This is a genomic window from Frigidibacter albus (assembly GCF_009908165.1).
GTDB classification, from domain to species: domain Bacteria; phylum Pseudomonadota; class Alphaproteobacteria; order Rhodobacterales; family Rhodobacteraceae; genus Frigidibacter; species Frigidibacter albus.
Window position 1 is genome coordinate 465,071 of sequence record NZ_JAAAUC010000002.1, and the last position, 12,717, is coordinate 477,787.

The window sequence follows — 12,717 nt, forward strand, 5'->3', positions numbered from 1 at the left end:
TGCCCCGGCTGGCACGGCAAGGCCAGAGGGGCGCTCAGCCGCACCGCTTTTCCAGACGGATGTCCCCCTCGCCGATGTCCTGCGCATGGCCCCAGCCGAGGCGGCGGTAGAAGCCCGCGGCCCGGCTCGCCGCGCCGGTTTCCAGCCAGATCACCGGATGCCTCCCGAACAACGCCTCCTCCGCCGCCAGCACCAACGCCTTGCCAAGGCCGCGCCCCTCCTGCAAGGGCAGCACGAAGGCCGCGAAGAGCGATCCTTCCTCGAGATCCACCATCGAGAAGCCGATGACCGCGCCGCCCTCCACCGCCACCCAGGCGCAGGGCGCGGCGCGGATCATCTGCGTGATCGACGCCTCGGTAATGCCCATCTCGGCCAGTTGCGCCAGACTCAGGTGGTTCTCGCGCACCGATAGGCGCACGCGGAAGATGCCAGCGACATCGGCGACGGTGGCGGGTCTGATCTGGGCAGTCATGGTGTTCGCTCCTGCGTTCGCTCTCGAGGCGAGGTAAAGAAGAAGCGGCACGGAGAAAAGCTTCCCCCTTTGCGTGGTGGGATGACCGGGCGGGCCGGAGCCGCCTTGCCGAGCAGTCTTCTGGCGCCGGGCCCTTGGCGAAGGCCATCGCCTTCGCCCGCCGGTCTGCACGGGCTGAGGTCGGGCCTCGCAAAAGCAACAAGAAGCCGCTCCCCTCGCCCCGCACGCCATGGCGAAGGCCATCGCCTTCGCCACTGACCGCCATCTCATTCCGCACCGGACGGGCCTCAAAGGCCCGGCCAGCGCCCGCCCCGCCTCTGGCGGGCGCTGGCCTCACACGGTCTCGTGCGGCCGATGGTACCGGGGGATAGGTCTCCCACGGGCGGGGGCGAGGCAGTGCCTCGCCTATTCCCGCCCGACCCGACCGCTCAGATCCGCATGAGTTCGGACCGGGCATCCCAGAAGCCAACCCTCCCCCTTCCCCCCACGCCGCTCACCCGCTACGCATTCACCATGTCAGATCTGTCCTCCCCCGATTCCGCTGCCGTGCCGGGCGAAGCCCTGCCCCCCGCCGCCCCGCCGACCGAGTGCTCCATGCCCCGCGCCCGGCGCAACGTGGCGGTGCTGGTCGCGGCGCAGGCGATCCTGGGCGCGCAGATGTCGATGATCTTCACCGTCGGCGGGCTGGCGGGGCAGTCGCTGGCGAGCAATCCCTGTTTCGCCACGCTGCCGCTGTCGCTGATCATCCTTGGCTCGGTGCTGTCCTCGACCCGCCTCTCGCGGTTCATGCAGCATTACGGGCGCCGCGCGGGCTTCACGCTCGCCACCGGATCGGGCGCGCTCGGGGCGGCGATCAGCGCAGCCGCGCTGTGGTATGGCTCCTTCGGGCTGTTCATGTTCGGCGCGCTCTTCACCGGGGTGTACATGAGCGCGCAGGGCTTCTACCGCTTCGCCGCGACCGACACTGCCCCGCCGGAGTTTCAGGCCAAGGCAATCTCCTACGTGATGGCGGGCGGCCTTGCGGCGGCGATCCTCGGGCCGCAGCTGGTCAAGGTCACCTCGCAGGCGATGGTGGTGCCGTTCTTCGCCACCTACCTCGCGGTGATCGTGCTGAACCTGACCGGGCCGCTGCTGTTCTCGTTCCTCGACATCCCGCGCACCCCGCCCGCGCCCAAGGGCAGCCTCGCCGCAGGACGGCCGCTGAAGGTGCTGCTGCGCCAGCCGGTGATCATCGTGGCGATGATCTGCGCCACCGTCTCCTATGCGCTGATGAACCTCGTCATGACCTCGACCCCACTGGCGGTCGTCGGCTGCGGCTTCACCGAGGGTCATGCCGCCGACATCGTCAGCGCGCATGTGCTGGCGATGTATCTGCCCTCGTTCTTCACCGGCCACCTCATCGCGCGGTTCGGAAAAGAGGTGATCGTGGGGCTGGGGCTGGTGATCCTCGCCGCCTCGGGCCTCGTCGCGCTGTCGGGGGTGGAACTGGAGCAGTTCTTCGTGGCGCTGATCCTGCTGGGGGTGGGCTGGAACTTCGGGTTCATCGGATCGACCGCGATGCTGACCTCGGCGCACAAGCCCGAGGAACGGGGGACGATCCAGGGCGTCAACGACTTCGTGGTGTTCGGCGGGGTGTTCCTGGCCTCGCTGTCGTCGGGCGGGCTGATGAACTGCTCGGGCGGCACCGTCGAGGCCGGATGGCAGGCGGTGAACCTGGCGATGGTGCCGTTCCTGGTGGCGGCGGGCGGCGCGCTGATCTGGCTGATACTGCGCCCGCGCGAGGCCTAGGCGCCCGGCGGAAACGCCACCCGCACCACGAGGCCCCGGTGCCCGGCCCGGTCCTTCACCCCGTCCATCGGCGCCGCATCCTCAAGGCTGAGCCGCCCTCCGAACAGCGTGGCGATCTCCTCGACGATGGCAAGGCCGAGGCCCATCCCCGCCGGGTGATCGCCGTCCTCGGCGCCGCGCACGAAGCGGCCGCGCAGCGCCGAGCGGCGGTCGGGGGCGATGCCCGGCCCGTCGTCCTCCACCGCCAGCACCGCGCCGCCCTCGGCTGAGGCGAAGACCCGCACCGTCACCTCGGCGCCGCGCCCGGCATAGGTCAGCGCATTGTCCAGAAGGTTGCGCAGCAGCTCCCCCAGCAGCACCGGCTCGGCCCGCACCGGCACCAGACCCTCCCCGGCAAAGCCAAGGTCGATCCCCGCCTCGGCCGCCGCCGGCACCTTCTCGGCCGTCAGATCGCGGGCCAGCGCGACCAGATCCAGCGGTGCATCGGGCAACGGCGCGCCGCCCGCCGCATCGACCCTCGCCAGCAGCAGCAGTTGCGCCAGGATCCGCTCCGCCTCGGCCAGCGCCGCATCCCCGGCCTGCGCCGCCGCCCGCGCAGCCGGCAGATCGCCCGCCCGCACTGCCAGTGCCAGCTGGGTGCGCACCACCGCCAGCGGCGTGCGCAGCTGGTGGCTGGCATTGCCGGTGAAGCTGCGCATCGCGCGCAGCGCCGTCTCCAGCCGCAGCATGAAGCTGTTCACCGTATCGACCAGCCCGCGCACCTCGTTCGGCGCCGCCTGCTCGATGGGCCGCAGATCGTCGGGGGAGCGCAGGGCGATCGCCTCCCCGAGCCGGTACAAGGGTCGCAGCGACAGCGTCACCGCCACCCAGACGATCAACGCCGCGCCCCCGATCATCCCCGCCAGCCGCAGCGCCGACCGCAGCAGGATCGTGCCGGTCAGCGCCCGCCGCGCTGCCGTGGTTTCCGCCACGATCACCGTGAACGGCACCGAATCGATGCCGGTGGAGGCGGCGCGGTGCAGCGAGGCGATGCGGATCGGCTCGCCGCCGAAACTGCCATCGGCGAAGACCGGGCTGTCGGAGGGGCCATCAAGGATCGGCAGCTGGTCATAGCCGGTCAGGAAGGTGCCGGGCGGGCCATCGACGCGGTAGAAGACCCGGTCCTGCGCGGCGGAAGACAGCATTTCCAGCGCGGAATAGGGGATATCGACCTGCAGCCCGCCATCCTCATCCACCGTCACCCGCTCGGCAATCGCCAGCGCAGATCCGAACAGCACCCGGTCGGACACGGTGTTGGCGGTGCGCACCGCCTCGCGCCAGGTGTCGACCAGCGCCAGCACCCCCAGCACCGCGGTCGAGATCAGCAGCCATCCCAGCAGCCGCCGGCGCAGCGAATAGGCGGCATGGGCTGAAATCCCCGGCGTCATCCCTCTGCCAGCCGGTCGAGGTAATAGCCGATGCCGCGCGCGGTGCGCACCGTCAGCCCGTGCGGGGCCAGCCGCTTGCGCAGGCGGCTGACATATTGCTCGATCGCGTTGCCGCTGAGATCGTCATCGAGGCTGGTGAGCGATTGCACGATCGCCTCCTTCGCCACCACCTTGCCCGCGCGGGTGAACAGCACCTCCAGCAGCGCGCGTTCCCGTGCCGGGATGTCCAGCGCCGCGCCATCGGCGACAAAGCTGCGGCTGGTCAGGTCCAGCGTCACCGCGCCGAAGCTGACGCTCGAGGCGCGCAGGCCCGCCTGCCGGCGCAGCAAGGATCGCACCCGCGCCTCCAGTTCGCCCACGTCGAAGGGCTTGACCATGTAGTCATCGGCGCCAAGGTCGAGGCCGCGGATGCGGTCCTCGGCGCTGCCCCGCGCCGTCAGGATCAGTACGGCGGCGCGGTTCTGGCGATCGCGCATCGCGCGCAGCACCGACAGCCCATCCATCTGCGGCAGGTTCAGATCGAGGATCACCAAGTCGAAGCTTTCCGCCGCCGCCAGCACCTCGGCCGAGGCGCCGTCCTGCACCACATCCACCGCATGGCCGGTGCCGCGCAGGATCGTCGCCAGCCCCTCGGCCAGCGCGCGGTTATCCTCGACCAGCAATATCCGCATGTTGGGCCCCCTCTGCCCCGCGACCTTAGCGGCCGAGCCCGCGCTTGTGAACGGGCTGCCGCTGGGGCATCCTGCCCGCCATGATCGTCCTTTGCCGCATCCTCTCGCTTGCGCTTGTCACTGCGCTGTGGGCCCCAGGCGCACGGGCCGAGATGTTCCTGTTCCCCGCCCCCTCGGGCACGGCAGCGCGCGAGATCCTGGTCTATTCCTCGCTCGATGAGCGGCTGGCGATCCCGCTGATCGTCGGATTTCAGGCCCAGAACCCCGATATCGCCGTGCGCTACGAGGACATCCTGACCGGCGAGATCCATGCCCGCATCACCGCCGAGACCGATGCCGGCCAGCCCACAGCCGATTTCGCCTTCTCTTCGGCGATGGACCTGCAGGTGAAGCTGGTCAATGACGGCTATGCTGTCCCCGTCACCGCGCCCGAAACCGATGACTGGCCGGACTGGGCCAACTGGCGCGACACCGCCTATGCGATGACGTTCGAACCGGCGGTCTTCGTCTATCACAAGCCCAGCTTCCGGGATGCCCCGCCCCCCGCCACCCGCGCCGAGTTTCTGGACTGGATGCGCACGGGCACCGATGTGCAGGGCCGCATCGGCACCTATGACATTGAACGCTCCGGCGTCGGCTATCTGTTCCTCGCCCGCGATCAGGAGCATTTCCCCGATATCTGGTCGGTCGTCCGCGCCATGGGCGCGGCGGGGGTGCAGCAATTCCCCACCAGTCAGGACATCCTCGAACGGGTGTCCGACGGGCGGCTGGCGATGGGCTACAACATCCTCGGCTCCTATGCCGCCGACTGGGCGCGCGAGCATCCCGATGTCGGGCTGGTGCTGCCGCGCGACTATACCGTCGTCGCCTCGCGCATCGGGCTGGTGCCGCGGGCGGCGCGCAGCCCCGATCTGGGGGCGAAGATGCTGGGGTTCTTCCTGTCCCGCGCCGGGCAGACCATCCTGGCCGAAGAGCTGCGCCTGCCTGCCGTGAGCCTCGAGGTGGCAGACCGCAACAGCGCCCGCGCCATGCAGGACACGCTGGGGGGCCAGCTGCGCCCGGTGCCGGTCAGCCCCGGCCTGCTGGTCTATCTCGACCAGGCCAAGCGGGCCCGGCTGATCGCGCGGTGGAACTCGGCGCTGGCGGGCGACTGACGCAGCCCCCGCCGCCAAACTCCTTTTTCGCATCTGCGCATTTTTTCGCCGCTCATGTCAGGCAGATGACAGGTTCCTGTGCTGAATGGACGCATGGGTGCTGTGGAGGCAGCGCCCGCGCTTCGGGGGGAGGCGCGCCAACACCAACCGGCCAGCCCTGCCCCGTCACATGTCCGGCGCCCCAAGCGGGCGCCCCTGGGAGGAGACCGCAATGAAGAAACTCATGCTTGCAACCATTCTGGCCGGCGCCGTCGCGCTGCCGGCAATGGCCGCCGACTACACGATCATCGCCCCGGCCAATCCCGGCGGCGGCTGGGACCAGACCGCCCGCACCATGCAGGCCGTGCTGCAGGACGAAGGCATCTCGGGCAATGTCCAGGTGCAGAACGTGCCCGGCGCCGGCGGCACCATCGGGCTTGCGCAATTCGCCAGCCAGAACGAGGGCAATGCCAATGCGCTGATCGTCGGCGGCTACGTGATGGTCGGCGCGATCCTGACCAACAACGCCCCCGTCGGCCTTGAGGCGGTGACCCCGATTGCCCGCCTGACCGGCGAGTATGAGGCCATCGTCGTGCCCGCCGCCTCGCCGATCCAGACCATCGAGGAACTGGTCGAGGCGCTGAAGGCCGATCCGGGCGCGGTCAGCTGGGCCGGCGGCTCGGCCGGCGGGGCCGACCATATCGCGGTGGGCCTGCTGGCCAAGGCCGCTGGCGTCGATCCGACCAAGATCAACTACATCGCCTATTCGGGCGGCGGCGAGGCTCTGGCGGCCATTCTGGGCAGCCAGGTCACCGCGGGCATCTCCTCGCTGGGAGAATTCGTGTCCCAGGTCGAGTCGGGCACGCTGCGCCTGCTGGCCGTCAGCTCGGAAGAACGGATCGAGGGCGTGGACGCGCCGACGCTGAAAGAGGCGGGCCTGGATGTGGTCCTGCAGAACTGGCGCATGGTCGCCGCGGCCCCGGGCCTGAGCGACGAGCAGAAGGCCACGGTTTCCGCGGATATCGAGGCGATGGTGAAATCGGCCGCCTGGCAGGAACAGCTGGCGACCAAAGGCTGGGCCGATACCTACCTCGCCGGTCCCGAGTTCGAGGCGCAGCTGGCCGCCGACATCACCGCCACCGAGACTGTCCTCAAGGACATCGGTCTGGTGAAATGAGCGTCAAGCAGCATGAAACGCAGCGCCGCCCTGACAGGGCGGCCCTGGCCGTCGCTGCCGGGCTGGCCCTGTTCGGCGGCGTGATCGTGGTCGATGCCGCGCGGCTGGCCGATTTCGGCGGCTATTCCGGGGTCGGCCCCGGCACGGTGCCGCGGATGGTGGGGATCGCGCTGATCCTGCTGGCGGTCTGGACTGTCGCCGCCGCGCTGCGCGGCGACTTCCCCGAGCGCCCGCGCCAGCAGCCTGTCCCGGTGCTGTGGATCATCGCCGGCCTTGCGGCGCAGCTGGTCCTGCTGAATGTGGCCGGGTTCTCCATCGCCACCGGCGTCCTCTTCGCCTTCACCGCGCGGGCCTTTGGCCAGCGCAACCTGCCGCTGGCGCTTGGCGTCGGCATCGCGCTCAGCTTCGCCGTCTGGATGGTGTTCTCGCAGCTGCTGCTGCTGAACCTGCCCGCTGGCCCGCTGGAGAACCTGTTCTTCGGGAGACCTGCACCATGAGCTCGTTCGACTTCCTGATGCAGGGCCTCGTCACCGCGTCGGACCCGATGCTGCTGCTTTATGCGCTGATCGGGGTGACCATCGGCACCGCCATCGGTGTCTTGCCCGGCATCGGCCCGGCGCTGACCGTGGCGCTCTTGCTGCCCGTCACCTACCGGCTGGATCCGGCCGGCTCGCTGATCATGTTCGCGGGGATCTACTATGGCGGCATGTATGGCGGATCGACGACCTCGATCCTGCTGAACACCCCCGGCGAGAGCGCGAGCATCATCACCGCGCTGGAGGGCAACAAGATGGCCCGCAAGGGCCGGGGCGGCCCTGCCCTCGCCACCGCTGCCATCGGCTCGTTCGTGGCGGGCCTGATCGCCACGCTGCTGCTGGCCTTCCTGGCCCCGCATGTGGTGAAACTGGCGCTGGTCTTCGGCCCGCGCGAGTATTTCGCGCTGATGGTGCTGGCCTTCGTCACCGTGTCCTCGGCCTTCGGCGACAGCACCCTGCGCGGGCTGACCTCGCTGTTCCTCGGCCTCGGGCTGGCGTGCTTCGGCATCGACCAGCTGACCGGGCAGGCACGGATGAGCTTCGGCGTGCCCGATCTTCTGGACGGGATCGAGGTCACTACCCTGGCCGTGGCGATGTTCGCGGTGGGCGAGGCGCTGGCCATCGCCGCGCTTGGCAATGTCGGCGATGACAAGGTCCATGCCGTCAAGGGCTCGGTCTGGATGAGCCGGGCCGACTGGTCCCGCTCGTGGAAGCCCTGGCTGCGCGGCACCTTCATCGGCTTCCCCATCGGCGCGATGCCGGCGGGCGGCGCCGATGTCGGCACCTTCCTGTCCTATGCGGCCGAGAAGAAGCTGTCCAAGCACCCCGAAGAGTTCGGCCATGGCGCCATCGAGGGCGTGGCCGGGCCCGAGGCTGCGAACAACGCCAGCGCGGCGGGCACGCTGGTGCCGCTGCTGACGCTGGGGCTGCCGACCACCGCCACCGCCGCGATCATGCTGGCCGGCTTCCAGCAATTCGGCCTGCAACCGGGCCCGCTGCTGTTCGTGACCAACCCCGAACTGGTCTGGGGCCTGATCGCCAGCCTGCTGATCGCCAACGCGATGCTGCTGGTGCTGAACCTGCCGATGATCGGGCTTTGGGTAAAGCTGCTGACCATCCCGAAACCCTGGCTCTATGCCGGCATCCTGCTGTTCGCCACGCTTGGCACCATCGGCGCCAACCCCTCGACCTTCGAGCTGGGGATGCTGCTGGTCTTCGGCCTTGTCGGCTATGGGATGCGGGTGTTCGGCTATCCGATCGCCCCGATCGTGGTGGGGCTGATCCTGGGGCCGATGGCGGAACAACAGCTGCGCCGGGCGCTGTCGATCAGCCAGGGCGACTGGACGGTGCTGCTGACCTCGCCGATTTCCGCGACAATGCTGGCCATTTCCGCGGTGGCGCTGATCGTGCCGCTGGTGATGCGGATGCGTGGCCGCGGCGCGCTGCTGCGCCAGATGGCGGGCGACGAGGACTGATCTCCTCCTCCCGTGAAATGCCAAGGCCCGGCACCCTGCCGGGCCTTTGTCTTGTCCGGATGCCTTGCGTCCAGCGCATGGCGGACCTTCCGAGTTTCTGCGTTGCAGCGAAGCCCCTGTGCGCCCATCTATGGGTCAGACGAAACCCGAAAGGCCAAACAGATGACGACCCTCACGATGACCCACAACCCGCTGGCGACGCTGCGCGATGCGCTGGCAACCTTCTTTGCCGCTTTCGCCGCTGCCCGGTCGGTGTCAGCCGCGATGGAAGCCCACCGCACCCCCGATCCCGAAGCGCTGCGCGCCCTCGGCATCGACCCGGCCAGCTTCCCCAAGACGATCTGACCCGCGGGGCCGTTCAGGCACCCAGCATCTCGCCCGGCGCGAAGACCAGATCGGTCGGGCCGGGCACCGCCCCTGCCGCGGTCAGCATCGCATGGACCTGCCCGCGGTGATGGGTCTGATGGTTAAAGAGGTGCAGTACGCACAGCGCCTTGGGCCGGGTCATTTCCCGGCCTGACGCGCCCGAATACCAGGCCAGATCGCCGGCCAGATCCTCTGGCGCCAGCGCGTCGGCCCAGTCCACGATCACGGCGTCCATGTCCCGCCGCGCGGCGCACAGCGCCTGCCACTCCGCCACCAAAGCGACGCTGCCCGCGATGCCGCCCCCCGGCGCCTCGCCGCGGCCAAACCGGCTCAGCCACATGCGGTCGGCCCAGAGCAGATGGTTCAGCGTCGCATGGATCGAGCCGAAGAACGCCCCGCGCGGGGCGCGCCGCCCCTCGTCCTCCAGCAGCGCCGCCGCCGCATAGAGGTTGTCATTCTGCCAGGCATTGTAGCGGGCCATCACGCGGCAGCTGTCCAAGGTGATCATCCCAGCCCCCTTTTAGCAATTCTCGGAGCCGGATCAGGCCACGCATGCCGCCGCCGGTCAAGCTGCCGCCAGCCGTTCGCGTCCTGCCGCATCCTTCGGCATCCGCCGCGTCCCGCCGCCGCAGGGGCGCCGCTCGCCGACAAATCACTTGTTGAGAAAATCGCTTCGCCCTAGCCTTTGGCCGGACGACTTCCTGCACCAATTGCCGAAAGGACAGACATGACCCGCCATTCGCTGCTGCTTGCCTCCGCCGCCCTCCTGTGCGCCGCGCCCGCCCTCGCTGCCGATCCGGACCTTCTGGTGTTCGACTGGGCCGGGTTCGAGGAAGAAGGGCTCTTCGCCACCTATGTGGAAAAGCATGGCGATGCGCCCACCTATTCCTTCTATGGCGATGATGACGAGGCCTTCCAGAAGGTCGCCTCGGGCTTCAAGGCCGATGTCGCGCATCCCTGCTCGCAGATGGTCGGCAAATACCGCGATGCCGGGCTGATCGAGCCTTGGGACGTCACCAAGATCCCGGAATTCGCCAATATCGACCCCAAGTTCCTCGACTCGCCGGTGTTCAAGGATGACGAGGGCGTGTGGTATATCCCCGCGGACTGGGGTGTCACCGCGGTTGCCTACAACACCGAGGAAGTGCCGGTCGAGGATGTCGCCTCGCTGCAGGTATTCCTCGACCCGAAATACGAAGGCCGCGTGTCGATTCCCGACAGCTCGGACGATGTCTGGGCCCTGGCCTATCTGGCGACCGGCGTCACCGACTGGACCGACATCACCGATGACCAGTTCGCCGCCGCCGCCGAATGGCTGCGCAAGGCCCATGCCAATGTGCGCAGCTACTGGGCCGACCCGTCCGAGATGAGCCAGCTGATGGCCTCGGGCGAGGTGCTGGTGGCCTGGTCGTGGAACGATGGCGTCGCCTATCTGCAGGATGACGGCTTCCCGGTCGGCTTCCAGCGCGAGACCACCGAAGGCTCCTCGACCTGGTTCTGCGGCTTCGTGAACTTCAAGGACGGTCCCGGGTCGGAAGACAAGCTCTATGACTTCATCAATGCCTGGCTGCGCCCCGAGGCTGGCCCCGCGCTCGTCGATGCCATCGGCTATGGCCATGCCAGCACCGCCGCCATGGCGCTGGTCGATGCCGAGACGCTGGAAACCGCCGGCCTGACCGAGATCAGCGCCCCGATCCTGGCGCAGACCCCGAACAGCGCCGAGCAGCGTGAAAAGCAGCTGGCCGAGTTCGAGAAGATCAAGGCCGGGTTCTGATCCCGTTGCATCGCTGAACGCCTCGCGCCGCCTTCCGGGGCGGCGCCCGGCTGCGTAGCCGGTCCGCGTTCCGGCTCCGGGAGCCCCACTTTCTCATTCTTGCTGGCATAAATATCCCGGGGGTCCGGGGGCAGCGCCCCCGGCGTCCTGCCACAGGCGCACCCTTGCGCCCACCCCGCCCGCGTCCTATATCTGGGCTGTCGGGGAGTTCCCCGACTATGGACATAAACGCGCTCGTAATAAGCGGCTCGGACCCGGGGGCGGTACCCGGCGGCTCCACCATATACTCCCTTGTTGGGGGAGCATGGGGCCGAAACAGGATCGACGAACGTCTAAAGGGGTTATGCTTTGTCCCGGTGAGGTACCACCGTTATCGGTCCGAAATGTACAGTTGCCAACAACAACCGTGCTCCGGCAATGGCTCTGGCTGCGTAAGCAGTTCGAGTCGCCGAAACTAAGTCCTTGCGCTTAGCAGCGTAAGGCGGGGTTCGCAGGTACCTGGCAACAGAAACCTGCACCTTCCCCCCTCATCACAGCCGATCACGCCCGCTCACGCGCAGTTGACCGCCGTCCTTCCCGCGTCTCCGCAACTCTGCCCGCCGCGGCTTCGTAGCTGCGCAGGCATCGTTCCGGATGCACGACCCACAGGAAGGATCCCTCCCATGCTCCGCACCGCTTTCCTCTTCCCGCTCGCGCTTGTCGCCGGGGCCACCGCTGCCACGGCTCAGGACTGGACCGGCTATTACGGCGGCGTCAGCCTTGGCGCCGGCTTCAGCGACGACGAGGGCATCTTCGATCTGTCGCCCTCCAGCCCCGCGCTCGACACCGCCTTCGCCCCCGGCTTTTCCGGCGACTTCAAGGAAGGCGCCGTCGGCGGCCTGCATTTCGGCTATGACGAGCAGCAGGGCAACCTCGTCTACGGCATCGTCGGCGACGTGATCTTCGCGGATCTGGGGGATGAGCAGCAGGGCCGCTCCGTTACCCCCGCGACCTATACCATTGCCCGTGACCTTGACACCTACGCCACCCTGCGCAGCCGCATCGGCTATCTGGTGACGCCAAGCACGCTGCTCTACGGCACCGCCGGTCTGGCTTATGGCGATGTGGATTTCAGCTATTCGCAGCCGGGTTCGGGCGCGACCACCACCACCTCGGGCGGGCAGGATGACAAGATCGGCTATGCGGCGGGTCTTGGCGTGGAGCGCAAGCTGTCGGACCGGCTGTCGCTCTCGGCCGAGTATCTCTACGTCAACCTCGGCGGCAATGACTACGAGGCCAACCTGCAGGGCGGCCCATTCTCCGTCGCCGATCCGGCGGGCGGCACCAATGCCCGCGGCTCGGATGAGGATTTCGATTTCCATACCGTGCAGATGAAGCTGTCCTACCGCTTCTGACCGCGGGGCGGGCCGGGGAGCCCCCACCCCGGCCCACCTTATCTGGCGGCCAGCCGCGCCTGCAGATCGGCCAGCACGAACAGCCGGATCGCGGTGGCAAGGCCGGTATCCTCGGCCCGCCCGCCGTCGATCTCAACCGCCAGCTGGTTGATGCCCTGGCCCCGTTCGCGCGCAATCGCCCGGAAGGCGCGCCAGAACTCCTCCTCCAGCGACACGCTGGTGCGGTGGCCCTGCAGGGTCAGCGAGCGTTTGACCGGGCGGCTCATACCTCGCCGCCTTCCGGCTCCCGCCCTTGCCCCTCGATCTTGTGCCCGTCCAGCGCCGCCCGAGCCTTCCCGGCCTGCGCGTCTTCCAGAGCCTTCTCTGCCTTGCTGCGCCCGAACTTCGCCGCCCGCGCCGTCGCCTCGCTACGCTCCTCGGCCCGCGCCCGCTGCTTGCGCGCCTGCCGCAGATTGATGATCTCAGTCATGCCGGCCTCCCCTGCCCCCCAACCTAGCACCCCTG

General features: G+C 68.7%; 14 protein-coding genes and 1 other RNA gene. 9 read left to right on the forward strand and 6 right to left on the reverse strand.

All coding sequences use genetic code 11. The features are described 5' to 3' along the window. Positions 1-34 precede the first annotated feature (34 nt). A complete protein-coding gene (locus GVY41_RS04735; RefSeq protein ID WP_161343215.1) occupies positions 35-472 on the reverse strand; it encodes a GNAT family N-acetyltransferase in 438 nt (145 codons plus the stop codon). A 594-nt stretch (positions 473-1,066) separates the two neighbouring features. Between GVY41_RS04735 and GVY41_RS04740 the strand changes: the two genes are divergently transcribed. Further along, positions 1,067-2,260 (forward strand): MFS transporter, encoded by a 1,194-nt coding sequence (locus tag GVY41_RS04740; RefSeq protein ID WP_229725944.1) that lies wholly within the window; start codon positions 1,067-1,069, stop codon positions 2,258-2,260. Here GVY41_RS04740 and GVY41_RS04745 read toward each other — a convergent pair. Beyond that, positions 2,257-3,687, reverse strand: a complete 1,431-nt coding sequence (locus GVY41_RS04745) for a sensor histidine kinase (protein WP_161343211.1) — start codon at positions 3,685-3,687, stop codon at positions 2,257-2,259. The two genes, GVY41_RS04740 and GVY41_RS04745, sit on opposite strands and share 4 nt — an antisense overlap. Beyond that, positions 3,684-4,358, reverse strand: a complete 675-nt coding sequence (locus tag GVY41_RS04750) for a response regulator (RefSeq protein ID WP_161343208.1) — start codon at positions 4,356-4,358, stop codon at positions 3,684-3,686. The genes GVY41_RS04745 and GVY41_RS04750 overlap by 4 nt, the downstream gene beginning before the upstream one ends. A gap of 80 nt (positions 4,359-4,438) precedes the next feature. On the opposite strand from GVY41_RS04750, the gene GVY41_RS04755 reads away from it, so the two are divergent. The 5 genes from GVY41_RS04755 to GVY41_RS04775 all read left to right on the forward strand — a co-directional run bounded on the left by GVY41_RS04755 (position 4,439) and on the right by GVY41_RS04775 (position 9,024). Beyond that, the gene (locus tag GVY41_RS04755) at positions 4,439-5,512 is read left to right on the forward strand and encodes an ABC transporter substrate-binding protein (protein WP_161343206.1); all 1,074 of its coding nucleotides are present in this window, start codon (positions 4,439-4,441) and stop codon (positions 5,510-5,512) included. A gap of 211 nt (positions 5,513-5,723) precedes the next feature. Further along, positions 5,724-6,668, forward strand: a complete 945-nt coding sequence (locus tag GVY41_RS04760; RefSeq protein ID WP_161343204.1) for a Bug family tripartite tricarboxylate transporter substrate binding protein — start codon at positions 5,724-5,726, stop codon at positions 6,666-6,668. Further along, positions 6,665-7,165 (forward strand): tripartite tricarboxylate transporter TctB family protein, encoded by a 501-nt coding sequence (locus tag GVY41_RS04765; RefSeq protein WP_161343202.1) that lies wholly within the window; start codon positions 6,665-6,667, stop codon positions 7,163-7,165. The genes GVY41_RS04760 and GVY41_RS04765 overlap by 4 nt, the downstream gene beginning before the upstream one ends. Next, complete coding sequence (locus tag GVY41_RS04770; RefSeq protein ID WP_161343200.1) at positions 7,162-8,679, forward strand: tripartite tricarboxylate transporter permease; 1,518 nt, start codon at positions 7,162-7,164, stop codon at positions 8,677-8,679. The genes GVY41_RS04765 and GVY41_RS04770 overlap by 4 nt, the downstream gene beginning before the upstream one ends. A 162-nt stretch (positions 8,680-8,841) precedes the next feature. After that, positions 8,842-9,024, forward strand: coding sequence for a hypothetical protein (locus tag GVY41_RS04775; RefSeq protein WP_161656859.1), 183 nt, complete (start codon positions 8,842-8,844; stop codon positions 9,022-9,024). Positions 9,025-9,037: 13 nt separating this feature from the next. On the opposite strand, the gene GVY41_RS04780 is transcribed toward GVY41_RS04775, so the two are convergent. Further along, positions 9,038-9,553 carry a DinB family protein gene (locus GVY41_RS04780; RefSeq protein ID WP_163535479.1) on the reverse strand — a complete coding sequence of 172 codons (516 nt, stop codon included), beginning with the start codon at positions 9,551-9,553 and terminating at the stop codon, positions 9,038-9,040. A 219-nt stretch (positions 9,554-9,772) separates the two neighbouring features. Between GVY41_RS04780 and GVY41_RS04785 the strand changes: the two genes are divergently transcribed. The 3 genes from GVY41_RS04785 to GVY41_RS04795 all read left to right on the forward strand — a co-directional run bounded on the left by GVY41_RS04785 (position 9,773) and on the right by GVY41_RS04795 (position 12,213). Beyond that, on the forward strand, positions 9,773-10,819 hold the full coding sequence (locus GVY41_RS04785; RefSeq protein ID WP_161343198.1) for an extracellular solute-binding protein: 1,047 nt from the start codon (positions 9,773-9,775) through the stop codon (positions 10,817-10,819). Positions 10,820-10,979: 160 nt separating this feature from the next. Continuing rightward, positions 10,980-11,338, forward strand: a transfer-messenger RNA (tmRNA) gene (ssrA, locus tag GVY41_RS04790). Positions 11,339-11,481: 143 nt separating this feature from the next. After that, positions 11,482-12,213, forward strand: a complete 732-nt coding sequence (locus GVY41_RS04795) for an outer membrane protein (RefSeq protein ID WP_161343196.1) — start codon at positions 11,482-11,484, stop codon at positions 12,211-12,213. A 38-nt stretch (positions 12,214-12,251) separates the two neighbouring features. Here the strand turns inward: GVY41_RS04795 and GVY41_RS04800 are convergent, their stop codons facing one another. Beyond that, positions 12,252-12,479: a ribbon-helix-helix domain-containing protein gene (locus GVY41_RS04800; protein ID WP_161343193.1), complete on the reverse strand. Its 228-nt coding sequence runs from the start codon at positions 12,477-12,479 to the stop codon at positions 12,252-12,254. Further along, a complete protein-coding gene (locus GVY41_RS04805; protein WP_161343191.1) occupies positions 12,476-12,682 on the reverse strand; it encodes a DUF4169 family protein in 207 nt (68 codons plus the stop codon). The genes GVY41_RS04800 and GVY41_RS04805 overlap by 4 nt, the downstream gene beginning before the upstream one ends. Positions 12,683-12,717 lie beyond the last annotated feature (35 nt).